Origin of the sequence: Pseudomonas sp. SZ57, from assembly GCF_009495975.1 — a bacterium.
Taxonomy (GTDB): Bacteria; Pseudomonadota; Gammaproteobacteria; order Pseudomonadales; family Pseudomonadaceae; genus Aquipseudomonas; species Aquipseudomonas syringae.
The window spans coordinates 63,157-87,097 of the sequence record NZ_WIBD01000007.1 but is presented as its reverse complement, the minus strand read 5'-3'; the positions used below and the strand labels follow the sequence as shown (position 1 = coordinate 87,097).

Genomic DNA, 23,941 nt, shown 5'->3' with positions numbered 1-23,941 from the left:
TGCTTCAGCTAAAAGGCCGCATTTAAAGCAATGTAATTGGGTCGCGGTAGGGATGGCAGTTACCTGCCACCCCCCGCACAGATCCGTACGTGCGGAACTACCGCATACGGCTCCTGCCTCGGGTAGGTGACGCGAAGCGATCCTCAGGGTACGGATGTGCATTTCTGGGTCTAGGTATGTAGAGGTCGGCAAGACGTCCGTAGCGTGACCACTGAAGCCGGTTACGCTGGCTGCGACGTTTGAGGGCTTGCCGCCATAGACGACATACCGCCGAACGAAAACCACCCAGACGTATCAGATTTCCTGGCACCGCGTGGTAATTGAAGTAACCACTCACCACCCGAGTCAGCCATTGCCCTTGAACCCGGATGGGTTCATGACGTCGGCGCTTCAGCTCATCCCGAATAGCCAGCAGCGTTGCACGCATTCGCTTCTTGACCGTCAGACGCAGTATTTGAAACCCACCGTTTCTGTTGGAACTACAACAGTGTGTGAAGCCCAGGAAATCAAACGTCTCCGGCCTACCCAAGCCTCGATCTCTACGATTTCTCGCAGCGAAACGACCAAACTCAATCAGCCGTGTCTTAGAAGCATTGAGCGATAGACCGAACCGGGCCAGTCGTTCTCGTAATTGCTCCAAGAATCTCTGGGCCTGCGACTTCAACCTGAAACCCACCACACTGTCGTCCGCGTAACGCACAACAATCACATCACCACGGGCGTGGCGCTCACGCCACTGCCCTGCCCACAGATCCAGCACGTAGTGAAGATAGATATTTGCCAGCAACGGCGATATCACTGCACCTTGGGGAGTCCCCTTGGTCGCAGCCACCCTACGGCCATCTTCCATAACACCCGCCTGAAGCCATTTGCAGATAAGCCCGAGCAGGCGCCGGTCTGCAATTCGGTGTCCCAGAAACATCAGCATCCATTCATGGTCGATCTCATCAAAGAACGACGTGATATCCGCATCCAATATCCAGTTCACCTTCTGGCCCTTCAGAGCGACCGTCAACGCATCCAGCGCATCGTGCTGGCTACGTCCCGGCCGAAACCCATACGAGAATCCCAGAAAGTCCTCTTCATAGATCGCATTCAGAACAGTAACGACTGCCTGCTGTACGATCTTGTCCTCCAGAGAGGCAATGCCCAACGGGCGTTGCCTGCCATCGGCTTTGGGAATGTAGACCCGCCGCGATGGCGTTGCTCGATAGGCTCCACCGTGGAGCCTTGCGTGCAAATCGGTTACCCGCTGGAGAAGACCTTCCTCGTATTCCCACCACGACATGCCGTCCACGCCTACCGCTGCATCGCGGCGCAGGGCATAGAAACTCTGCGCCAATAACTGCGGTGTGATGTGGTGCAGCAAAGCCGTGAACTGCATGCCCTTGTTCCTTCGGGCTGCTTCACGTACACCTTCAAGCCCCATCGACGCGCAACTGATCCGGCTCTGTGTCCGGGGCGCGGGGGGCGTGTCGGTGTTTCCCTTGGCTACGTCCCTTTCCTCCACCATCTCCGCAGGGCTTGGCCCCTTGTTCGATGGCTTCTCAGGTACTACGGACGTATCCGACTTCTCAGCGACGTAGGCAGCAGGGTTACGGCTTTTGGCCTTTCCTACTCCGCCCGGTGCTTGCGCACCGGGCGCCGCTGAGATCTCCCAGTTTCCGTGCGAAGGACTTCCCGACGTGCACAGGGTCTCCGACCGCGCGGGATCAGAGCATGACTGGCGTATAACGCCATGCTCCGTATTGCCTTCTGCTTCGCTTAACAGCATCGGCATCCCGAATTCCTGATTACGCGGCTCAATGGCTGGCCCATCGGTTTCCCCTGCCAACGCTTCACCCTGCACCTCACGGTGCAACATGCATGACTCGGGGCCTGGTTGATTCGCCATTTCTTACCAGTATCGAACTTTCATCGACTATCCTCGGCCAGCTTTAACTGGCGCACTAAGCGTCCGGCTAACGCACCTTGCGTACGTATAGCACTGCGCGCGTTTAGGTATCTGTAAGCACGAAACCCATAAAAATCAGGAGTTCGCATGAGCCATAGACGACCTAAACCACTCAATTACGGGGGTAATCAGTGAGTTGTTACGATGCCGAGTGCGCAGTAGGTAACCGTGGTCATCGCGAATTACTGTAGGCCCTAACCGCACCAATAGACCATCCTGGATCGCCTGATCCACAAGTGCCCCCCAAGCGAGCGTGAGGCCTTTTCCCTGAATGGCAGCGTTCAAGAGCAATGGATAATTGTTAAAAGTGAAACTGGTTTTTTCATCAATTGAACCAAACCCAGCAAGGGCAGACCATCTCGCCCAATCCAGCCACTTTGGATTGCGTTCATCCATGTGAAGCAACGCCAGCGACTTCAAGTCGCTCAGTGTTACGTCAGTCAACAAACCCTGCTGCTGTGCAAAACCCGGGCTGCATACTGGAAAAACCTTCTCCGGCGCGAGCATGATTTCGCTTTCCATTTTGACATCGCGTTGATCGAAGCTGATGGCCAAATCTACGTCATGCAAATTGGATGTGTTGTGCGAGTCCATAGGAAGAATTTGAAATCGTAAACCAGGAAATTCGAGCTGTAGAAGATGCAGCCTAGGTAATAGCCAAAGATGGGAAAAACCAAAATTCGCAGAAATGGTAATCAATGGGACATGGTTAGAAAGGCCTGCTTGGACTCTTTCCAACGCAGAGTCTAAGTTGGAAAGCAGGGGCGATAGGTCTTCGTAGAAGCGCTTTCCACTGGCCGTTGGCCGCAAGTGATTGCCCGAGCGATCAAGCAAGGCTCCTCCCACCGTTTCCTCAAGGCTTCTGATTTGCTGTGAGATAGCAGGCTGAGTAGTGCCTATTTCCCTGGCTGCTGCGGTCATTGACCCGAGTCTGACTGCGGCCTCAAACGCCACCAGCGCCTTCATGGCAGGGAAAGTTTTTCTCTGACCGCCCATAAGATTTATGCATGCCCCGTATAAGGTTTAAGCGTGTATCTCGGCCGCTGGGGACTGAGTAGTCTTGGGCTTGAACCGAAATCTAAAACAAAAAAGCTCGGTCATCCTCACACACAAATTTGCTCTCTGCCAAGACCTACTAACCCTAGTTGACCTAACTGGTACGCGGAGACGACTCATGCGCAAGGCCTTGTTGTATTTAGCTTTTTCTGGACTGGCGTTCACCTCTTTAAGCACGTTCGCAGCAGGCGATACTGAACAGTGTAAGTCCATCCGATTGGCCGATCTTGGCTGGGCGGACAATGCTGCCAACAATGGAGTAACGATGGCCGTGGCTGAGTCCTTAGGCTACGCCGCAAGCAAAACGCTGGTCGCAGTGCCTATTGCTCTCGGGTCGATCCAAGCGGGCAAACTGGACGCGTTTCTCGACTATTGGTCGCCTTCTCTCGATCCCACCGTCATGCCATTGGTCAACGCAGGCAAGCTGCTCAAGCAACAGCCCCCGAACATGACTGGCGCCAAGTACACCTTGGCGGTGCCCACATATCTTGCGGATCAGGGTCTGCATTCTTTCCAGGATCTTGCAAAATTCAAAGACCAGCTGGGAGGGAAAATCTATGGGATTGAGCCTGGAAGCGGTGGTAACTCATCCCTGAAGAAGATGATCGAAAAGAATCTCTATGGTTTGGGTAGCTTCACTCTGGTTGAGTCGAGCGAAGCCGCAATGCGGATGGAGGTTTCGCGCGCCATCGCACGCAGGAAGCCAATCGTATTCCTTGGCTGGGCGCCTCATCCGATGAACCTAGAATTCAAAATGACCTACCTTTCAGGTGGAGACGAGGTATTTGGCCCCGATTATGGTGCCGCCACTGTCTACACCGTTACGGCGCCCGATTACGCCACGCGTTGCCCGAATGCTGCGAAGCTGATCAGCAATATGCGCTTCGACACCGACATGGAAAGCGAAATCATGGTAGGTGTCCTGAACAAAAAAGACCCCGTCATGCTCGCGAAAGAATGGATCAAGAAGAATCCCGCCTGGCTGGAAAAATGGCTCGGAGGCGTTACAACGTTTGATGGGAAAGATGCCATGAGCGCTTCCCGCGCCTACTTCGGCATCTAACGTTAAGTATTAGAAAAATGCATGGCAAAGATGCTGATTTTCCCCGTTTTCATAAAGCACACTTCTCTAAAGAATGGGTTTACCTCCACTCTCAGGATCTGCAAAAAATGCGAGTCACCGAACTGAAAATTCAACAGAATCCTCCTGCGCTCAAATTTTCCACCGGTCAGGATGAGTACGACATTCCTGCGTTGTGGCTCCGGGAGAAGACCCAGGATCCGGAGTCAACGGACACGAATACCCAGCAGCGCCTGTTCGATTCCCATCTCATCGATCCGGACGTTCAATTAACAGAGGTAGAGCCCCTTCCACAAGGGCGGGTGCGCATTGCTTTCAGTGACGGCCATAGTGCCCACTACACAACAGAGTATCTGCTGGCCGAGATTGTTGACGCCGATCACACCCCAGCAGCCATTGCGTGGGACAGCAGTTTAGATCAGCGGTTGATTCGTCATGACTGGCGAGCGCTGAGCGATAGCAAAGCATTTGAAGCGGCTCTTATGGCCTACCTGCAATATGGCTACATCGTCCTTGCGAACGTCCCAAATACTCCAGAGCAGGTGCTCGAAGTAGGTCGAAAATTCGGGTACGTCAAGGAAACCAATTTTGGCACTTATTTCGAAGTTCGTTCAAAACCGAAGGCGAACGACTTAGCTTATAGCACCGTGGCCTTGGGCCCACATACCGATAATCCCTACCGAGACCCAGTGCCGGGCATCCAGCTCTTGCACTGCTTGGTCAACGAAACCTCCGGTGGGCTCTCCACGATGGTGGATAGCGTCAAGGTGGTGGATGCGCTTATGCAGGAAGACCTTGCAGGCTACATGCTCCTCAAAAACACTCCGGTTCGCTTTCGGTTCGCAGATAAAGGTGTAGAGCTGACCACCCGGCGTCCGATGATCAAGACCGATGAGACTGGGCATACCCTTGGCGTGCACTACAGTCCACGGCTGGACAGCTTGCCGCTGCTGAGGGCCGACGAAATACGGGCATTCCATAAAGCACGTAAGCGCTTGGCCGAATTGTTCAATCATCCAGACTATGAGGTGAGGTTCCGGTTAGCCGCCGGAGAGCTGATGTTTTTCGACAACAGCCGAGTCCTTCATGGCCGCACAAGCTTCAACCCGTCCGAAGGGGCAAGGCATCTGCAAGGATGCTACATAGACTTAGACGGGCCGCGTGAGCGTTTGAGCGAAATTATCAAAGGATCCAAACAAACCGAAGAGGCCGCGTGATATGGAGCAGGTCGAGTTCATCCGCATGAAAGATGGAACGTCCGAGGAATACCATTTCCTTGAGCATCTGGAGAGTGAGTTCAACAAAGGGTTGGCTGATCGAATTCTGAATGCACTGCAAGGGTTGGCCACTACGCTAAGCGGTTACAAAATCAACCGTCTTGAGCATTCCTTACAAACGGCTGCTCGCGCTGAGGCAGACGGTGCAGATGAAGAGATGATCGTAGGCGCCTTGATCCATGACATCGGTGACGATCTCGCGCCGTATAACCACTCTCAGTACGCGGCATCGATTATACGACCTTATGTACGTGGCGAGGTTGCCTGGGTGCTGCATCATCATGGACTGTTCCAGAACTTCTACTATGCCCATTACTTTGGCGGGGATCGTAACGAGAGAGATCGCTACAGAGAGCATCCATGCTTCCAGCTATGCGCAGATTTTTGCGAGCGTTGGGATCAGGCCTCTTTTGACCCAGCGTTCCCAACCCCAGATCTGGAGCACTTCGCACCAATGGTCAGGAAAATATTTTCTCGCAAGCCGTTTGATCCCGAAGTGATAGGTGCTGAGTACCCTCTTGGCTGACCGACTGGATATCGCCTATCCCGAGTCCGAAAGTACCTTAAGCTTTGGGCTCGGGAACTATGCATTTAGTTATTCTTTCGGGATAAGTTTTTTGCCCTTTCCGACAAGAGCGAAAGCGAGCTTGGATGGCTCTGTCGCTCCAACTCCATCCAACGGTCGAGAAAACTCAAGCTACGGCAAACACGCCTTGCGTAATTAAACGGGCGTCCACTTGTGCGGGAGCAGTTGCCCGATCTCGCTGGCCCGCTGCGTCGGCAACCGCATCAGCACATCCTTGAGGTAAGCATACGGATCATGCCCGTTGATGCGCGCCGACTGGATCAGGCTCATGATTGCCGCCGCGCGTTTACCGCTGCGCAGCGACCCGGCAAATAACCAGTTCGAGCGCCCGAGCGCCCACGGCCGGATCAAGTTCTCGATCTGGTTGTTGTCGATGGGCACAGCACCATCTTGCAGGTAGCGCGTCAGCGCTACCCAGCGTTTAAGGCTGTAATCCAGAGCTTTGGCCGTGGCCGAGCCCTCGGGCACAAGTTCACGCTGGGCCAGCATCCACTCATGCAGCTTTTCAGCGATGGGCACGGCTGTTTCCTGGCGTAATCGCCAACGGTCTTCGTCGCTCATTTCCTTGGCGTGTCGCTCGACTTCGTAAAGCCCGCCAATCGAGTGAAGCGCCTGCTCCGCCAATTGGCTTTTATTGGCTACATGTAAGTCAAAGAACTTACGGCGTGCATGGGCCATGCAGCCGATCTCGGTGATACCCAGTTCAAAGCTGGCTTTGTAGCCGGCAAAGTCATCACAGACGAGCTTGCCGTTCCAGGTGCCCAAGAAGTTACGCGCATGTTCGCCAGCACGGCTGGGGCTGAAGTCGTAGACCACGGCCTTTAAGGCCGAGTACGGCGTAGTGCTGTAGGCCCAGACATAAGCGCGGTGGGTTTTCTTCTCGCCGGGCGCCAGCATTTGTACCGGCGTTTCATCGGCGTGAACCACGCGCTGGGCCAGCACCACTTCGCGCAGCGCATCGACCAGGGGCTGGAGCTGCACGCCGGTTTGGCCCACCCACTGCGCCAGTGTCGAGCGCGGGATGACCAGGCCGGCACGGCCGAAGATCTTTTCTTGTCGATAGAGCGGCAAGTGGTCGGCGAACTTGGCCACCATCACGTGGGCCAGCAGGCCGGCAGTGGGGATGCCCTTGTCGATCACTTGCGGCGGCACCGGCGCCTGGATCAGCGTTTCGCACTGCCGGCATGCCCATTTCCCACGAACGTGCTGCTCTACAGTGAACACGCCCGGTGTGTAGTCCAGCTTTTCGCTGACGTCTTCACCAATGCGCTGAAGCTGACAGCCGCAAGCACACTGAGTGTCGTCCGGTTCGTGATGGATCACAGTCCGTGGAAACTCTGGCGGCAGCGGCGCACGCTTGGGTTGCTGGCGTGGTTCTGTCTGTGCGGGTGCTGGATGAAGGGCTTTTAACTCCGCCTCGATAGCTTCGAGGTCGGTATTGAGCAGGTCGTCGAGCAAGCTGCCTTGCGCCGGGCTGATCTGCTCGCTGCGCTTGGCGAACTTGTGGCGTTTAAGGAGTGCGATCTCGTGAGTGAGCTGCTCGATGATAGCTTCGTCACGATGGATCTTTCTGCTTTGGGTGTCGACCTTGGACAACAACTGCGCAGCCAGTGTGCGCAGTTGTTCGGGGTTCATTTGGTCGAGATCGCGCAAGGAAGTCATGGGGTGGATTTTACCAAAGCAGCCTTGCTGCTTCAGCTAAAAAGCAACATTTAAAGCAATGTAATTGCGCCGCCCGCACCGACACGTTGCCAGGGCAATCCAAGTACCAGCGCCTCAAGTTGTTCGGGGTCGAGTTCGACCTCCGTCCCACGATGGAGGCCTGGCCAATGAAACTTACCTTGGTTCAAGCGCCGTGCCGCCAGCCAGATACCGACGCCGTCGTGCACCAGGACTTTCATGCGGTTCGCCCGGCGGTTGGCAAAGAGGTAAGCGCAGTGCGGCTTCGCCGCACCGAACACCGCGACCACTCGGGCCAACGCAGTCTCAGTGCAGGCGCGCATGTCCATAGGCTCGGTGGCGAGCCAGATGGCATCGACGCGAATCATTGGGCCAGGCCACGAATGAAACGCGCGCAGCCGTCCGGATCCGAGGCTGGCCACTTTACGGTGATGGATTTATCGCCCAGAGGCAGCGAGATGATCACCATCTCTTCTGATGCTCGCCTTGGTACCGTTTTTACCGGAACGAAAGCCGCCAAGGTTGCAGGCGATTGATCCCGGTAAGCAGGTAGCCACTTGCGGATCACGTTGGCATTGATGCCGTGATGGATGGCTACGCTGGAAATCGTCGCTCCGGGTTGCAGGCATTCCTTGACGACCTGGGCTTTGAATGGTTTGGGATAAGAGCTTCGTTGGCGCATGGAAATCCTTGCGATAAGGGCGGTCGCGTCCGCTTAAAATGATCTGACCCCGAAATGTTGGACATCAACATCCAGGGGGCTCATGAAAAAGTACACAGAGCAGGCGAAATTGTCGGTTGTTGAAGATTACTGTTCGGGGAGCGCAGGTCACCGAGAGGTAGCGCATCGCCACGGAGTCAATTCTTCTTCGCTTCGAAAATGGATTGCGGCCTATCAGGCGCTTGGTGCCGCAGGCCTCAAAAGTAAGAGAAAGAAGAACTACAGCCCTGAGTTCAAGCTGGCTGTATTGCAGCGCATGCGAAAGGAAGAGCTGTCCTATCGCCAAGTCGCTGCGCTGTTTGATATCCGGAAATCCGACATCATTGGCGAATGGGAGCGCAGGTATGATGAAGGCGGTTTGGAGGCCTTGTCCCGGCAGCCAGGAAGCGGACGTCACCAGAAAATGACAAACCCTATCCCGCCCATTCAGCTTGAATCTTCGGACGACGAAGCTCGTACGCATGATGATTTGCTGGCCGAATTGAGCCAGTTGCGGATGGAGATCGCTTATTTAAAAAAGCTCGATGCCTTGGTTCAAGCGAAGGAACGAGCAGCGCAGCGGAAAAAGCGCAAATCGTGATTGAACTGAGGCAAGAGTACCCTCTGGAAGGCCTTCTGAGAGTGGCGGGCTTGGCCCGTAGCACGTTTTACTATCAACAAAAGGTGCAGCAAGCCGTTGATAAATACGCGGTATTGAAGACCAGAATTTGCTCGATCTTCGACGAGCACAAAGGCCGATATGGCTATCGCCGCATCACTGCTGCCGTTCGGCGAGCTGGACACCTCGTGAACCACAAGACTGTTCAGCGCCTCATGGGCGAGCTTCAGTTGAAAAGCCGTGTGCGCACAAAGAAATACCGGGCCTACAGAGGCGAAGAAGGTCAGGTTGCGCCGAACCTGCTGAAGCGGAAGTTCAATGCCAAAAGACCAAATCAGAAATGGGTTACGGATGTGACGGAGTTTCGGGTCGGCGGGCAGAAGCTTTACCTCTCACCGATACTTGACCTCTACAAAGGCGAAATCATCGCTTTCAAGACAGCCAGGCGCCCGCTGTTCGATATGGTCGGCGGAATGCTACTACAAGCCTTTGAACGGCTACGGCCACGCGATGAACCAATCTTGCATTCTGACCAAGGATGGCAATATCGAATGCCTATTTACCGTCGCGTCCTGAGCGAGCGAGCAGTGAAGCCGAGCATGTCTCGCAAAGGAAATTGCTATGATAATGCGGCTATGGAAAGCTTTTTCGGCACCTTGAAGTCGGAGTTCTTTTACCTGAACAAATTCAGCAGTCTTGATGAGCTTGAAGCAGGGATAGAGGGGTACATACACTACTACAATCATTCGCGAATCAGGCTGAAGCTGAGTGGCCTAAGCCCTGTGGAATACAGGACTCAAGCACGGCGGGCATAGAAGGCGTCCAACATTTCGGGGTCAGATCAAAATACGCGGACACCATCGCCCTTAATGCCGGAGTTCGGTAGGTGACTTGGCCGCACGGTTACATCCCTTCCAAGGCACGAGCTGATCCATCTCGATTAGGAAGCGCTCTTTACGGGTTTGCTTGCGTTTGCCAGCGTACTCGGCGTTAGCGAAGGTCATCTGCTTCATCAGGCGTTTAGGCGGTTGAGATAAGGTATTCTGATAAATTTGGAAGTCTTTTTCAGCGTTCCCCTAGGCTTCTTTGTCGTCCAAATCGATGTCAGGTCAACGTTGGCCTCGGCGCTTTAAAAACTGCATTTGATACAAGCCTGACGCGCCTGCAATGGGTCAGGGATAGTGCGTCTATGATCCACAGACTTCCTCCTGAAAATCGCCAGAAGCAGCGCAAGATCCTAAAATCCGAATGCGACCGTTCGGAACTCTACGAGATCCCGCGCGCTCAGGATTTGTTTCTTGACCTCGCCTAGAGCAAGCCACGCTGCACTGGCTGTATACTGCAATGAGCTGAACGCATCTCTGACTGTGGAAAAATAGCAGCCTTCTCCATTCGCAAGTGATATAGACCTCGCGTAGGTCTATATCTCTTTACCAAGGCTGCCGCGCTCTTACCAGAGAGACAAGCTCCTCGCTTGGGAACTGCATATCAAGCACATGAAGCCCGAGACCATTTCGTAGCTCCCTAGAATCGAAAGGCACGCGCGCACGACGTTGATCGCCATCCGCCAACTCTTCCCGAATTGATAAGTACCGCAGCGTGGTACCCGGCTCCGAGTAGCAGGCCGCGCTATAGCCGTCGTGCACGCGCTCAAAGCTTCGCATCTTTTTGTCGCCCTTGACACCGCCTAAAGACCACGCCGGCGGGGGAAGCAGAGTACCGCCAAGGTTCCTACGCCCATTGCTCCGCCCTTCCGGCGAGAGACCGGGAATGTCCAGGGTTGCGGGGTTGACGCAAGCTTCTTCCTCACCAGGCCTACCGACCATTCTCCTCTCAGGCTCGGGATGGGTCCCCTCGATGTAGCTCTTGTAAGTAACATAACAGCCCATCTCTCCTGGACTGCTACAAGTCGGTATATTTGCAAATGTGCCCCCTTTGGTACCACCAGTCGGCACGTAAACTGGCGCACCGGCGATAATTGCCAGCGCTAACTTGCCACGCATTGTCGGGGAGGTGTCAAAACGCTCCTGTAGCAGCCTCTTAACAATTTCAGCGCCTTGCGAATGACCAATTAAAACAATCTTGCGACCACCGTTGTTGTGAGTCATGTAGTGGTCGAATGCCGCCTCCACGTCATTCAGCGCCACCCTGACATAGCTCTGACGGATGCGCTCGGGCAGGATGTACGTAGCAATGCTCGCTTGCCGATAATAGGGTGCGAACATCCGACATGCGCTGCGGAATGATGCCGCCTGAACCTTTGCAACCGTCTCGATATTCTCGCGATTATCGTTGAAATTGTCAGCGTTGCGCGGAATTGGCGACATACTCACGGTTGGATAGACATAAAAGCAGTCTATACCCGGATCGCTAATAGATGCGGCGTCCGCGATAGAGCGGGGCTGCTCACCGACGACACGTTCAAAAATGATACGTTGAGATGTACAAGCATCTTCCCGCCCAGGCAAACAAAGCCAACGCGCCGAGTCAGCATAAAGAGCCTCCGCGCTCTTCAGATTGTGTGGTGTATGCGTCGAAACGCAGCCTGAAAACAGCGGGGCGGCAAGTCCAAGAGCAATCCCATATTTTTTGATGCCTCTTCGAGAGATCGGTTCACAAGGACTGACTACCTTCACCACCGCATTGAAGAGCACCGCCCAATTTCTTGAAAAATTGCCCTGAGCTTGCTTCTGCATAAAAGATGCTGAGTTGGCTTTTCGATACATTTCACGTTGAAATGATGGAATGTGTAACATTTGACTGTTCATCTCCTACCGAAATTATATTGAGCTCATTGCGGAAGGGAGGGTAATTTCCAATCCCCCCTGATCGGGTTGCCTTCCAGCCCAGTACCATCAAGCATGGCTTGGAATGCTTGCTCGGGCATCATCATGCCGACAAAGAGCTTCGAACGCTTGCCGCGATCTTGATTGCTACCGGAGATAGGGCAGCGAGTAGTTAGAGGTAGCTTCTTAAGGGCATCTCCCAGGCGGCCTTCCGGAATTTTGACATTACCCGGCTCATTTTGGCAATTATATTGGAAGTCTTGTCCCAAAGATCCATTAGCAGCAATTGCTAACGATGCTCCGATCAACTTGCCTCACGTCAGCGGCAAGTCGAAAATTCACCCGGCAAACGGCGTTATCCGCTGAAAATCGAACGATACCTCATACAGGGAGGGCGTTTTCGCCAGCCCTCCAGTGTTAAGAGCGCAACTCACCCATACCCATCAGCTGTTTTCGAGCCATCCACAGATTTGACAGGGCGAACAGCGTGGTCAACTGAGCTGTATTTATCATCAGCCCACGAAAGCGCACTTTTACGTAGCCAAACTGACGCTTGATTACCCGAAACGGAGGGTCGACCTTTACCCGTGTCTGAGCTTTGCAGTACTCGATCTTGCGCTTGGCCTTGTAGAGCACGCTGCGTTTATTCAGCCTGGAATACGTGCTGCGCCGCGCCGCGATTTGCCAGATGACGTTACGATTTTCATGCTCTTCACGCTTCTCGACACTTGTGTACCCAGCGTCTGCATAAACCGCGTTTTCTTCGCCGTGCAACAGCTCGGCGACCTGCGTGACATCAACCACATTGGCCGCAGTGCCATGAACATGATGAACCAGTCCCGACTCGGCATCGGCGCCGATATGCGCCTTCATCCCGAAGAAGTATTGGTTACCTTTCTTCGTCTGATGCATCTCGGGATCGCGCTTTCCTTCCTCGTTCTTGGTGGAGCTGGGGGCATGAATGATGGTGGCATCGACGATGGTGCCCTGGCGCAGGGACAGGCCTTTTTCTTGCAGATAACCGTTGATGATCGCGAGAATCGCAGGGGCCAGTTGACGCTTTTTCAGCAGGTGCCGGAAGTTCATGATCGTGGTGTCTTCAGGTATCGGGGCACTCAAGGTCAGGCGTGCAAACTGGCGCATGGGCGTGATTTCGTAGAGCGCTTCTTCTACGGCCGGGTCGCTCAGGGAGAACCAGTTCTGCAGCAGGTGAATGCACAGCACGGTTTCCAGAGGATAGGGCTTTCTGCCACCGCCGGCCTTGGGGTAGAACGGTTCGATCAGGCCCAGCAGACCTGCCCAGGGCACGACCTGATCCATCTCGGCGAGGAAGCGTTCGCGGCGTGTATGCTTGCGCTTGCCGGCATATTCGAAATCGGAAAAGCTCATCTGGCTCATGGGCGGCTCGGATCAGGTGGTCAGGCGTATTTCATCACACTTGGGAATCCTGAAAAAGACTTGCTCATTTGGCAAAATCCCCGGACCCCAATCGCCGAGCTTTTCGATGATGAAGCAAATGACCTTCGCCGATGCCGAGTACGCCGGTAAGCGCAAGCAGACCCGCAAAGAACTGTTCCTGATAGAGATGGATCGGCTCTTACCCTGGAAGGGTTTGATTACCCTGATCCAACCCCATTATCCGAAGGGCGAAGGCGGCCGTCCGGCCTATCCGTTGATGGCGATGCTGCGGGTTCACCTCATGCAGAACTGATTTGTTTACAGCGATCCGGCGATGGAAGAGGCGCTGTACGAGACGTACGATCTTGCGCCAGTTTTCCGGCCTGAGTCTGGAGCGGATTCCGGATGAAACCACCCTCCTCAACTTCCGTCGTCTGCTGGAAAAACACGAGTTGGCCGCTGGTATTCTCGGCGTGATCTATGGCTATCTAGGCGACCGTGGCTTGTCGCTGCGACAAGGCACCATCGTCGATGCAACGCTGATTCATGCGCCCAGTTCGACCAAGAACAAGGAAGGCAAGCGCGACCCGGAAATGCACCAGACAAAGAAGGGCAACAGTATTACTTTGGTGCCAAAGCGCACATTGGGGTCGACGATGAATCGGGGCTGGTGCACAGCGTGGTGGTCACTGCGGCCAATGTCGCGGACATGGCTGTGCGCGTTTCGCTCGTAGCCCAATGATTCGCGCCGATGCTATTTGGCTCGCCACCGGCCCCATGAACATGCGCGCCGGCACCGCAACGGCACTAGAACTAGTGGTCGTTGTATCGGGTGCGGAGAAGCCGCACGGTGCGCACGTCGTTGCCAACAGCGGATGCCTGTTCAAGTGTCTGTCTGTACAAGGTGCGCTCACTGGGCACTTATGCTTTACCAGCTATAGCCAACCATCAAGGGTTACTGTTCCCTGCCGATATCAGGTAACGGGAATACCAAAAAGAGAATACGCCATGTTTAATTCCAAGTTCAAAAAAGAGCTAGCATCAAAGTCGCTAGAAGTAACTGAATACAAAGGGCTAATTGCCGCGCTGGATCGTTCGATGGCTATTGTCGAGCTCGGTCTCGATGGAAAGGTGATTCGCGCGAACGATAATTTCCTTTCAGTCATGAGTTACAGTGCGGATCAGATAAAAGAGAAGTCACACCGAGATTTCTGCACACCGGTGCTCGTCCGTAGCTCGAAATATGGGGAGCTCTGGAGCCAGCTGTGCTCAGGTGAATTTGTATCGGGAACGTTTCAACGTGTCGACGCAAAGGGGAAGACGGTATGGCTTGAGGCCAGCTACAACCCGATAAGGGATCAGGAGGGGAAGATCAGCAAGGTCGTCAAATATGCTTTGAATGTAACTGAGAACGTCATCAAGGAGGCCGAAGCTAGCAGCAAGCTTTCTGCGCTGGATCGCGCCATGGCGGTCATCGAGTTTGATATTAATGGTAATATCTGAATCGCCCCGGATTCTCTAGACACCTTGCAAGCTCATTGCGTAACGTTTTTCAAATTCTACCGGTGACAGCTGATTGTTGAAACCATGGCGGCGTTTTGGGTTGTAGAACATCTCGATGTAATCGAACACATCACTACGAGCATCTTGCCGTGAGGTGTAGATTTTCCGCTTGATTCGTTCCCGTTTCAGAAGCTGGAAAAAGCTCTCAGCCACGGCGTTGTCATGACAATTGCCTCGGCGGCTCATGCTGGCAACCAAATTGTTTGCCTTCAAAAAACAGCGCCGATCGGAGCTGCTGTACTGGCTGCCCTGGACGCCCTTCTAAGCGTCAAGTGGAGATCGTGCTTTGATTGATGGTCAGGTTTCGACTTCGGATGATGCCGTAAACCTCGCGCGCGATATAACGCTTAAGACAGCGAATCGCCTCAAGCTTTGAATGGCCCTCAGCGATACGCTTGGCAACATAAGTCTGGGTTCGAACGTCTGTCCTCAGGCGTCCGATTGCGATGATGTGCAATGCGCTATTGGCAGCACGATCACCACCTCGATTTAGGCGATGGCGGCTGACCTTTCGTGAGGATGCCTGGACGGGGCTGACGCCACAAAGGGCGGCGAAGCTAGATTCCGAGCGAAAGCGATCACTGTTGTCTCCAGCTGTCAGTAGAAGCTGGGCGGCTGTCTCGTAGCCGCTCGCATTGCGTGAAACCAGTTCTGGCGCAAGCTCGTCAACCAAGCCTGCGATCATCACATCCAGATCTGCTATCTCATCGTGCAGCTCCAGACAACGCTTGCCCAGTGTTTTTAGAGCTATGCGGTAAGCAGAAGCCAACTGACGGTAATCAGACAGATCTGGACGCCACGCGGCCAGCATCCGAATCAACTGCATTGGCGTCAGACTGCGCAAATGCTCACGAAGCTCATCTGGTGCGCTGACGATGGTGTTCTGGATAAGTTGCAATGTGACGCGACGAGCCTGGATCGCTGTTTTGCGGCAAACTTTGAGGACGCGCAGCGACTCGACCATCCCGTCTCGCTTCTTGGGTGTGACTGTCGAATACCTGCGAAGGCCGCATGGGCTGCATTACAGGCATCCAGTGTGTCGTCCTTGCCGCGTTTGCGCCTATCGCTTCTATCGGGGGCTGTCACTTCAAGAACAGATATCTTGGCGTGCTCCAGGTAACGCAGCAGCCCAGCCCCATATGTTCCAGTGCATTCAATGCCCACCCGTGTGAGCTCGCCGAATGAGCGCATCCACGCCAGCATTTGTTTGTAGCCATGCCGTGTCGTCGCAAAGCAAGCGCTGGCTAGAACACGATCAAGGTCGTCTACAACTGCAGCTACATGTAGGTCTTTGTGGGTATCCACACCGCCTACAACACACTTCCGAACGCCTTCGGTCTCAATATCACTCATGGCTGGGTGCTCCAACTTTGGAATCACAAACCAATCCACCCGAACCGATTACATGGACAAGACAGTAAAGAGACGTAACGTCAGGCCCTTCTAGGGTCACAGGTAGCATTCGCCATGAGCAACCCGTGCCTACGACATAGCAACAGGCTTCCAGCAATGTGCGCCGAGAGGGACGCGGCTCCGCTCCTCGTCCGCCCTGGCTTTCAAATAGGTCGGCGACCAGTGCCCACTCGGTATCTGTGAAGCAGCTCGGATACAGCTGCTCCGGCAGTTGGCGTCGGTGGGTTTCATTGTAGCCATAGGTTTATTAGGTTCAGGTGACTGAAAATCGACTGTTTTCAACAGAATCGACTGTTCTCTGCCGATCGCCAGTACGACGTGATTGCGTTGGTCAGCACCGATGTAATTCACTGGTCAGTGGCAATGCAAATGGGTGGTCAGGTCCACGCAAATTCGCACTAAATGCTTATAACAGCTAGACGGAACAACATTTCGACCTTTTTGCGCTCATGGCGAGGGCACACGTATTGCGGTGTTGCGGCAATTCGCCGAGCAACACTGCGTGCCCCCCATGGACGCTACGGGGGATTTCTCGGAGCGAGGTGTTTGGGCAGCAGCGCTCTTTCATTGAGCATTTAGAGCAGTCTGTTTGCCGGGATCGAAAGATGATGGTGTCGGCTTTCGTGACATGTGAGCGCTGCTTCTTAAAAGCCCGCCACTCGCTGCGCAGGGCGTGCCCCGTGGGGCAACGATATTCCCGCGCTTCGTCACTCCACTGAAAATTACTGATCGAGAGGCTCTCGTTTTTACGCCCGGTTCTGCCCCAAACCAGACTCCAATGGCATGCGCCACACGTAACTGAGTGATTGGTGACGGGTAAGCCAACAGCAGATTCTCTAGCTCTTCAATTGACAAAACTGCATGAATAGCCTCTCGTCGGATTCAAAAAAAATCTCTGGACAGTCGCTGCTATACATTGTGTATACTTACGAAATCAGCATACCTTAATGCGGTAAATTCATAATGAACGGAAATAGGAATATTCGCATCCGCACTTTAAGAAAATAGACTTTAAATTAATAAATTGAATGTTCTTATTTAGAAAATCGCTAGAATACGTTATTGGAGTTAGTTGATGCAATAAATACATGACGACGCTAAATGTGTTATTTGCAAAACTTAATACGCTGATTCGCTTTAGTTTTATTCGTTCTGAAGCTGAAATCAATGATAAATTCCATGGAAATACAGATGAAATCTAGAATGCAGAGGGACGAACGCTTTAACAATATACTTGATGCTGGCGAAAAGCTTTTCTTGCAACAGGGCTATGCTGAGACAACATTTAAAAAAATAGCTGAGGCTTGTGAAGTAACAAGACCAGTTGTTTATGAGCATTTTCAGCGAAAAGAAGAGCTTTTTCTGGAGTGCGCCAAGCGTGCTAGAAATCATTTCGACAGAGAGCTATCTGAAGCTATATCCAATGCAAAAAATGCTGCTTTTGAGGAAATTATATATGCTGCAGCGGACGTTTTTTTTCGAATGCTTGAAACAAACCCCAAACGGTGGATGATGCTTTTCGGGTCCAGCCTTATCACCAACACCTATTTATCAGCGGGGCTAAATGAACTCCGAGCAAGTACAATTGAAATAATAGCTAGAATGATGTCTGCACATCTTTCCGGACGCCATGACAGAAGCTCAATCACGATGGTTGCATATGCAATTTCAGGTGTTGGTGAACAAATAGGGCAATGGTGGTTGAGAAATCCCGATAAAACTAGACATCAAATAGTGGAGAACTATGTAAAAATGGTAACGGGTGGAATTACGTCGACTCTTGACATAAAAGCCATTACCAATGATTAGTTTTCATAGTAACGAAAAATGACATTGGGATATACAATTCGATACCAGCTACCAGAAAATAAACGCTATAACTAAGCTGAAATGATTATGCTTCGAAGAGTCTATGGAGCATTTGGCAACTCTTGACAAAAGCATCAAAATAAAAGTCACCACAAATACATTTGGCAAGGACTATCCAAACCTAGCGCGTACTATGCGTGACTGTGCAATAGGTTTTTTTACGTGCGTATTGGAATGCCTTAATAGGCATACAGTATACGCGCTGTGGGGCTGTGGGGCTGTGGGGCTGTGGGGCTGTGGGATGTCGCAGGAGCAAGTGGCAAAATAGCTATATTTGAGTATTTTTTTAAACATTGAAATCAACTACTATTCTGCTAGTAGATCAAGCAGAATAGTGGAATTCGTTTGCGTTGCATAGAAGTCTGCAGCTTAACTTCAGGCAACCCACTTTTCACTAAAATCGGATAGGCTAAATTATGTCAAATATTGTATCGGCTTTCCTGAGCAATCTCAAGGTCAAAAACAAACTGCTATTAGGGTTCTCATCACTTATAGGCATGATCATATTAATGGCTTACACAGGATGGCAGTCCACTCAGATTCTCGAAGAGCGAAGCGAGAGGAATCGAGATGTATCAAAACTTAGCACAGATGCCCGTAATATGCGCATTGAGCGTTTGAATTATGCTATCAAGCCAGACGAGGTTCAAGCTAGGAAGTGGCTAACCGCCCTTGAGCATACTGAGTTACAATTGAAATCTATCAAGTCCAATTTTGATAGCCCACCCAACCTTGCATTTCTCAATGATGCTGAAGCCGTCATGGGGCGATATCGAGCTTATTACGATCAAACGGTAGCCGCTACAAAAGACCGCGAAGCGCAGATTCGGAATGCTGCATCCTTAGCAGAGGCCGCGAATGAAACAATATCGAAAGTTGCGGATGCCGCTAATTCCGACGGCGGAAGTTTAGAAGTGCGCAAAAAAGTCACGTCTCTTTTCCTTGGAGTGCAGAAAATGCGTGTCAGCTTCCGGGTATATTTCGCATCCCCAGGGAAGGACACAGAAGAAGCTGTTCGACAAGCTGTGGGGGTGGTTATTGAACAAGCTAATTCATTTAAAACCACAAATGTTCCGGAAAATGATACTCGAAATTTAATTGCTACATTTTCAGATTACAAGCAGCGGTTAGAATCAATCGTTGGCGCTCAAACGCGTGTGGATGAAGCACAGGCGGGTATTACTGCAAGTATAGCAGCACTTCTAAATATAACGGATCAAATGGACACAATCCAAAATAACCTACGAACTTTAGATGCGCGAGATGCTCAGAAAAAAATCGCGCTATGGCTTTTTATTTCTATTCTAGCAGGCATACTATCGGCATGGTTTATCACTCATTTAATTGTCCAGCCTCTAAAACAAACAGTACTGATTGTGGAGCAGATAGCTGCGGGCGATTTCACCTATCAAACAACGGTTGTGCGCAGGGATGAACTGGGTATTTTGCAGGGCGGCATGGTTCAGATGGCCTCTAGTCTCCGGACTCTGATTGGAGCGATCAAAGACGGCGTGGTTCAAGTAGCAAGCGCTGCTGAGGAGCTTTCGGCGGTAACGGAGCAAACGAGCGTGGGCGTACATTCTCAAAAGTTAGAAACAGACCATATTGCGACTGCAATGCAGGAAATGACCGCTACCACCCAGGATGTAGCTCAAAATGCAGCTCGTGCCGTTAGCAACGCGCAGAATGCTAGTCGCTTGGCTATCCAAGGAGGACAAATTGTCGATGAAACGCGATCTCAGATAGAGTCGCTTGCCTACGATATGGATACTACTAAAAAAAGCATGGAGGAGCTGAGGGCCAATACTCAGAGTATTGGTAGCGTTCTGGATGTTATTAAGACAGTCGCAGACCAGACCAATCTATTAGCACTGAATGCTGCGATTGAGGCTGCACGAGCAGGTGAAGCTGGACGCGGTTTTGCGGTAGTTGCTGATGAAGTGAGAGGACTTGCGGTGCGTACTCGTACCTCGACCGATGACATAGCGCTTCTCATCAGTCAACTACAGGAAAGTACCGATAAAATGACTCAAGTACTTGAGCATAATTTACACCAAAGCCATAAAAGTGCAGAACTTTCAAGAAATGCAAGCCAGATGCTCCTTACCGTAAATGCATCTGTTCAAGAAATTGAAGCAATGAACGAGCAGATTGCCGTTGCCACCGAGGAACAGAGCAGTGTAGGTGAAGAAATAAGCAGGGGCATTATTAACGTCCGAGAAATCTCGGATCAAACTGCAGCCGCTAGCGAAGAAACTGCTACCTCAAGTATTGAGCTAGCCCGGGTCAGTGCTCAGCTGCAAGAAATGACAAATAATTTTAAAGTGTAAGATCTCTTAGGATGGTCTGAAGTAGGCCGGTATTTTTCGACTGCTGAGCCATCGGCGGTTTCAAAAACGGCAGCCGCTAAAAATCGGGGAAATCTGCCGACTACTTCATGTTTTTTGCTGTTGCGAGCGTGTTGCCGCTGACCGAAAACTGACCCAGTAGAGGCTGTTGGGGATGCGGCGGAAATCTTGGGCTACCTGGAGGTAGTTCATGTATTCATACGAAGACCATACCCGAGCGGTCGAGCTCTACATAAAAGTGGGGAAACGCATAGGGGTAACGATTCGTCAGCTGGGCTACCCGACGAAGAACTCTTTGAAGAGCTGGCATGCAGAGTATGAGCGATGCCTCGACCTGGCGCGTGGCTACAAGACCTCGAGGTCGAAGTACTCACTGGCCCAAAGGGAAAAGGCTGTCGGGTACTATCTCGAACATGGTCGCAGCATCACCGCTAGCCTCAGAAAATTTAGCTAAGGTCATGGCTCTCTACGTTCTTGCTGAACAATGGAAAACTGGAGTCGGCTTTGCTTTGTGGCAGGCCGGGTTGCAGCACTTGATAGAGCAAGGTTATCAGCGTTTAACCCTTTGGGTCTTGGCCGGAAATGAGCGAGCTATCCGATTTTATCGCAGCTTAGGATGTATTGAGGAAACGGGGAGTGAGCGCAATCTCGAAAGGGGAGGCGCAGCACTGGTAGAGGTGAGGTATCGGCTGCCCCTGATCCTCTGAGGTCGCGCAAGGTGGAATGCCCAGACGGATACAATCCTGAGCCTTAAATCCCGCATAGAATGCATCGGCTTTGTCAGCGATGCATCCTTCTTGACGTCCTATGATGCCAACGATGGAAGAAATCCCATGCATCCCCATATTTTCTGCCTGTCCTCCCTTGCGATCAAATCTGGTGACTTTCCAGAGTTCAAAGCGCTGATTGCCCAGATCGTTCCGGCGACCAAGCTTGAGTCCGGCACTATTGTTTACGAGTACAGCGTCAACGAAGACCAAACCGTTTCGCATATTCTGAGCGCTATAACGTTGAATCCGTGGTCAGCCACGTAGACGAAACCGTTCGGCAAGCGCTTCCTCGAGTTGTGCACCATCACCAGCCTGGTCGTATACGGCACGCCTGATGCCAAGATCCGTAAGCGTCTTGATCCGTTCGGTGCTGGTGCATGACGCCATTCGATGGTTTCAGCCGCTGATTGAACTGATCTGCGCAAACCCGTTGGAAAAAGTAAGGCCGCACTGATGTTCCCGTCACCGCTTGGGGAGCATCATGTCGGGTAGGCAATCGGATATTGCGACATGTCCGCACTTAGGCACTTTAGCGCTCGCGCCAACCGAGGCCCACCTGGCAGTTGAGGGCAGCCTCAAGCCAAGTGGCTCGAGTAACTGCAATATTTCATCGGCAGTTTTGCGCACCACTTTGTCGTTACGACGATCAGGGTGCATGGCGACCCAAATTTCGGGGCTGAGCATAGAAAGATTGTTGTCGAGCTTGATCAGGCGACTGTCACGATCACCGATGAAACAAGGCAGCCCTGCGACACCAATTCCGGTAGAGGCTGCCTCGTATTGGTGACTCAAATCAGTGACCTCGCAAGCAACCCGGCATGAGCCAATGACTTCGTAAAGCCAACGTTTGTGCGCGAAGTCGCCTTGTCGATCGGGGTAGCCAACGAACTCCCATTTTTGTTCATCCTGTGCATTCGCATAGTCTCGTTGCGCGTATAGAGCGGACTGCATCTTGCCCACCTTTCTGACGATATCCGTATCTTCAATCGGCGGCGAAAGACGCAATGCAAAGTCTGCTTCCAGACGTGACAAAGACAAGAAGTGAGGTTCACTCGGAATTGAAAGCTGCACCATCGGAGACACTCTGGCCAGATCAGCCAGGTTTGGGGCCAGAAAATGCCTTGCAAGAACTGGAGGCGCAGTGATGGGTACCTTCGCCCTCGTGGCCGCCCTGGACGATAAGCATTTGCGCCCTACGGCGAAAGTCTTTTCTTCAATGTCCAAAACGTCCTGCATGATCTGCTGGCCAATAGCGGTCAGACGCGACTCCCGCGGTAGTCGATCAACCAGGCGGACATTGAGTTGAGCCTCAAGTGCGGCCAGCCGTCGCCTCACTGTATCGCACCGACGACGCCGTCCAAGTTCAGCGCAAGCAGGAAAGACAGGCTCGAGCCCAGGCTGTATCCGGCGCCCCCCATGAGCTTGGGCAGCCAGGAGCCCAGCGCATAGACCATCAGCAGGCAGCAGAAAAAGACAACCCAGATGGCCAGGGTGCGCACCGCCAGCCCGTGGCGGAACAACTCGGCGACCGAGCCACCACAAGCCTTAGTCTCGTTGACCTCGACCACATCGTGCGCACCAATACCTGTATCCGGTGCCAGGCGGCGCAGCAAGTGCCGGGCTTTCTCGGTATGGCCCTGGCGAATCAGGAAACCCGCGCCGCATCGGGATCCGCAGGAAGTCAGTCCAGAACGGCCCGACTTCCGAAGGCCCAACCCTCATGCCCGGTACTTCACGGCCACGGCGATCATGAGGGCGACCTACACGATGCGGCCGGCAAGAACTGCGATGACCAACCATAGTCCACCGACGGTATCCATTCAGTTTTCAAGCTACAAATAGCCGCTCCACCGGTGCATTGTCTTGGCAGTTACCACGCCTGCTCATGCGTTGTCTAAGGCGATATCGCCACAGCCTCAGGCTGCAAGCTCTGCTCCCGTATTGGCTGCGCTGATCACTGTTAAATAACACGCTCTGCGGCCGGCCCCGTTGTCTGTAAGCCATGTCCAACGCCTGATTAGCAAGTCAACGTCAGGGTTGGGTGAGAACGCCCAGCCCACCACTCGGCGCGCACATAGGTCGATAACGGCTGCCAGATAGTGCCAGCGGCCCCCGGCCCAGATGTACTTAGTATCACCGCACCAAACCTGATTGGGGGATGCGACGGCAAACTCACGATTCAGCACGTTCGGGATATCAGGTCGCTCTACTGTGGCCTTTTTGTATGCATGGGAGCCCGGTTGCTTGCTAATCAAGTTCATCTGTCGCATCAACATGCGTACCTTAAACCGCTAGATTTGCAGGCCGTCCTCTTTCATCATCAGCATGATGCTGCGGCTACCTGAAGCACTTCGGCTTTGCGTGAATAACTCATTCACACGGCTGCGCAAAAGCACCCGTCCAGCGTCTGTAGTTCAACGTCTGCGACAGTACGCGTAGTAGCATGAGCACAACAAATCAACCGGCTCCTGTGTGGGGAATTGATCGACTAAAGCAAACGCTCATGTTCCTCGGCCATCAAGAGCGCGAGCCTTTTTGAAATCGATTTCTCTCGTTCCAGGCGGTTGATTCGGGCTTCCAGTTCCCGGATTTTCTGCTGCTCGGGTGTCAGCGCTTTGCTGGTCGGCCTGACACCGCCTCGTTCCTGCGGAGCTGGTTGACCCACCGGCGGGTACCGATTCAACCAGACCGAGCGACTTGGCAGCATCAGTGTGGCTGTAGCATTCGTCTAGCACCAGGCACGCAGCCTCGCACTTGAACTCAGAGGTAAAGGTACGACGTTGCTTAGTCATCAAACACCTTTCCGTGGCGAGCATTCTCGCCTAAATGATCGTGTCCCAG

The 23,941-nt window shown here is 52.8% G+C and carries 16 protein-coding genes and 11 pseudogenes; 11 read left to right on the top strand and 16 right to left on the bottom strand.

Annotated elements, in window-relative coordinates; genetic code table 11:
* Positions 1-97: 97 nt before the first annotated feature.
* Together ltrA and GE543_RS09925 are read right to left on the bottom strand one after the other, a co-directional pair.
* Positions 98-1,384: a group II intron reverse transcriptase/maturase gene (gene ltrA / locus GE543_RS09930; RefSeq protein ID WP_178118584.1), complete on the bottom strand. Its 1,287-nt coding sequence runs from the start codon at positions 1,382-1,384 to the stop codon at positions 98-100.
* Between the two features lie 645 nt (positions 1,385-2,029).
* Positions 2,030-2,920: a LysR family transcriptional regulator gene (locus GE543_RS09925; RefSeq protein ID WP_178118583.1), complete on the bottom strand. Its 891-nt coding sequence runs from the start codon at positions 2,918-2,920 to the stop codon at positions 2,030-2,032.
* A 208-nt stretch (positions 2,921-3,128) separates the two neighbouring features.
* Here GE543_RS09925 and choX point away from each other — a divergent pair, with 208 nt between their 5' ends.
* From choX to GE543_RS09910, 3 genes are read left to right on the top strand one after another with little or no spacing between them, the layout of a single operon-like run.
* Positions 3,129-4,073 carry a choline ABC transporter substrate-binding protein gene (gene choX / locus GE543_RS09920; RefSeq protein ID WP_153221345.1) on the top strand — a complete coding sequence of 315 codons (945 nt, stop codon included), beginning with the start codon at positions 3,129-3,131 and terminating at the stop codon, positions 4,071-4,073.
* Between the two features lie 17 nt (positions 4,074-4,090).
* The gene (locus GE543_RS09915) at positions 4,091-5,308 is read left to right on the top strand and encodes a TauD/TfdA family dioxygenase (RefSeq protein ID WP_153221344.1); all 1,218 of its coding nucleotides are present in this window, start codon (positions 4,091-4,093) and stop codon (positions 5,306-5,308) included.
* A 1-nt stretch (position 5,309) separates the two neighbouring features.
* Positions 5,310-5,894, top strand: coding sequence for an HD domain-containing protein (locus tag GE543_RS09910; protein ID WP_065950775.1), 585 nt, complete (start codon positions 5,310-5,312; stop codon positions 5,892-5,894).
* 195 nt (positions 5,895-6,089) lie between these two features.
* Here the strand turns inward: GE543_RS09910 and GE543_RS09905 are convergent, their stop codons facing one another.
* Genes GE543_RS09905 through GE543_RS09895 form a run of 3 tightly spaced genes read right to left on the bottom strand, consistent with a single transcriptional unit; the run spans position 6,090 to position 8,316 of the window.
* Positions 6,090-7,616 carry an IS66 family transposase gene (locus GE543_RS09905; RefSeq protein WP_153221343.1) on the bottom strand — a complete coding sequence of 509 codons (1,527 nt, stop codon included), beginning with the start codon at positions 7,614-7,616 and terminating at the stop codon, positions 6,090-6,092.
* Positions 7,617-7,666: 50 nt separating this feature from the next.
* The gene (gene tnpB, locus GE543_RS27390) at positions 7,667-8,002 is read right to left on the bottom strand and encodes an IS66 family insertion sequence element accessory protein TnpB (protein ID WP_153221342.1); all 336 of its coding nucleotides are present in this window, start codon (positions 8,000-8,002) and stop codon (positions 7,667-7,669) included.
* A complete protein-coding gene (locus GE543_RS09895) occupies positions 7,999-8,316 on the bottom strand; it encodes a transposase (RefSeq protein WP_153221341.1) in 318 nt (105 codons plus the stop codon). The genes tnpB and GE543_RS09895 overlap by 4 nt, the downstream gene beginning before the upstream one ends.
* 82 nt (positions 8,317-8,398) lie before the next feature.
* Here GE543_RS09895 and GE543_RS09890 point away from each other — a divergent pair.
* A protein-coding gene (locus GE543_RS09890) for an IS3 family transposase (RefSeq protein ID WP_153221340.1) occupies positions 8,399-9,768 on the top strand; the annotation gives its coding sequence in 2 pieces (ribosomal slippage) (positions 8,399-8,867 and positions 8,867-9,768; 1,371 coding nt in all).
* Positions 9,769-9,861: 93 nt separating this feature from the next.
* Here the strand turns inward: GE543_RS09890 and GE543_RS09885 are convergent.
* The 4 genes and pseudogenes from GE543_RS09885 to GE543_RS09870 form a co-directional block, all read right to left on the bottom strand.
* Positions 9,862-9,966, bottom strand: a pseudogene (locus GE543_RS09885) (IS5/IS1182 family transposase); the annotation flags it as partial.
* A 417-nt stretch (positions 9,967-10,383) separates the two neighbouring features.
* On the bottom strand, positions 10,384-11,709 hold the full coding sequence (locus GE543_RS09880; RefSeq protein ID WP_178118582.1) for a DUF3089 domain-containing protein: 1,326 nt from the start codon (positions 11,707-11,709) through the stop codon (positions 10,384-10,386).
* Between the two features lie 35 nt (positions 11,710-11,744).
* Complete coding sequence (locus GE543_RS09875; RefSeq protein ID WP_153221338.1) at positions 11,745-12,047, bottom strand: STN domain-containing protein; 303 nt, start codon at positions 12,045-12,047, stop codon at positions 11,745-11,747.
* A 109-nt stretch (positions 12,048-12,156) separates the two neighbouring features.
* A complete protein-coding gene (locus GE543_RS09870) occupies positions 12,157-13,137 on the bottom strand; it encodes an IS5 family transposase (RefSeq protein ID WP_153221337.1) in 981 nt (326 codons plus the stop codon).
* 109 nt (positions 13,138-13,246) lie between these two features.
* Between GE543_RS09870 and GE543_RS09865 the strand changes: the two are divergent.
* Together GE543_RS09865 and GE543_RS27635 are read left to right on the top strand one after the other, a co-directional pair.
* A pseudogene (locus GE543_RS09865) lies at positions 13,247-13,849 on the top strand (IS5 family transposase); the annotation flags it as partial.
* A 26-nt stretch (positions 13,850-13,875) separates the two neighbouring features.
* A complete protein-coding gene (locus GE543_RS27635) occupies positions 13,876-14,640 on the top strand; it encodes a PAS domain-containing protein (RefSeq protein WP_306092873.1) in 765 nt (254 codons plus the stop codon).
* A gap of 15 nt (positions 14,641-14,655) precedes the next feature.
* On the opposite strand, the pseudogene GE543_RS09855 reads toward GE543_RS27635, so the two are convergent.
* From GE543_RS09855 to GE543_RS27385, 4 pseudogenes are all read right to left on the bottom strand, one after another.
* A pseudogene (locus tag GE543_RS09855) lies at positions 14,656-14,952 on the bottom strand (IS3 family transposase); the annotation flags it as partial.
* 16 nt (positions 14,953-14,968) lie between these two features.
* Positions 14,969-16,053 (bottom strand): annotated as a pseudogene (locus tag GE543_RS09850) (IS110 family transposase).
* Between the two features lie 100 nt (positions 16,054-16,153).
* Positions 16,154-16,380: pseudogene (locus GE543_RS09845) on the bottom strand (transposase); the annotation flags it as partial.
* A 155-nt stretch (positions 16,381-16,535) separates the two neighbouring features.
* A pseudogene (locus tag GE543_RS27385) lies at positions 16,536-16,882 on the bottom strand (IS5/IS1182 family transposase); the annotation flags it as partial.
* 410 nt (positions 16,883-17,292) lie between these two features.
* Here GE543_RS27385 and GE543_RS09835 point away from each other — a divergent pair.
* The 5 genes and pseudogenes from GE543_RS09835 (at position 17,293) to GE543_RS27630 (ending at position 21,507) form a co-directional block, all read left to right on the top strand.
* Positions 17,293-17,922 carry a TetR/AcrR family transcriptional regulator gene (locus GE543_RS09835; protein WP_178118581.1) on the top strand — a complete coding sequence of 210 codons (630 nt, stop codon included), beginning with the start codon at positions 17,293-17,295 and terminating at the stop codon, positions 17,920-17,922.
* 476 nt (positions 17,923-18,398) lie between these two features.
* Positions 18,399-20,312, top strand: a complete 1,914-nt coding sequence (locus GE543_RS09830) for a methyl-accepting chemotaxis protein (protein WP_153221335.1) — start codon at positions 18,399-18,401, stop codon at positions 20,310-20,312.
* 208 nt (positions 20,313-20,520) lie between these two features.
* Positions 20,521-20,769 (top strand): annotated as a pseudogene (locus GE543_RS27100) (IS3 family transposase); the annotation flags it as partial.
* Positions 20,690-21,037: pseudogene (locus GE543_RS09825) on the top strand (GNAT family N-acetyltransferase); the annotation flags it as partial. The pseudogenes GE543_RS27100 and GE543_RS09825, both read left to right, overlap by 80 nt.
* Before the next feature lie 126 nt (positions 21,038-21,163).
* Positions 21,164-21,507: pseudogene (locus tag GE543_RS27630) on the top strand (putative quinol monooxygenase).
* Positions 21,508-21,562: 55 nt separating this feature from the next.
* Here GE543_RS27630 and GE543_RS09815 read toward each other — a convergent pair.
* From GE543_RS09815 to GE543_RS09805, 3 genes and pseudogenes are all read right to left on the bottom strand, one after another.
* Entirely contained in the window at positions 21,563-22,336 is a 774-nt protein-coding gene (locus GE543_RS09815) for a LysR family transcriptional regulator (protein ID WP_256664742.1), read from the bottom strand.
* A gap of 101 nt (positions 22,337-22,437) precedes the next feature.
* Positions 22,438-22,755, bottom strand: a pseudogene (locus tag GE543_RS09810) (aromatic acid/H+ symport family MFS transporter); the annotation flags it as partial.
* A gap of 143 nt (positions 22,756-22,898) precedes the next feature.
* Positions 22,899-23,892: pseudogene (locus GE543_RS09805) on the bottom strand (IS3 family transposase); the annotation flags it as partial.
* Positions 23,893-23,941: the final 49 nt, after the last annotated feature.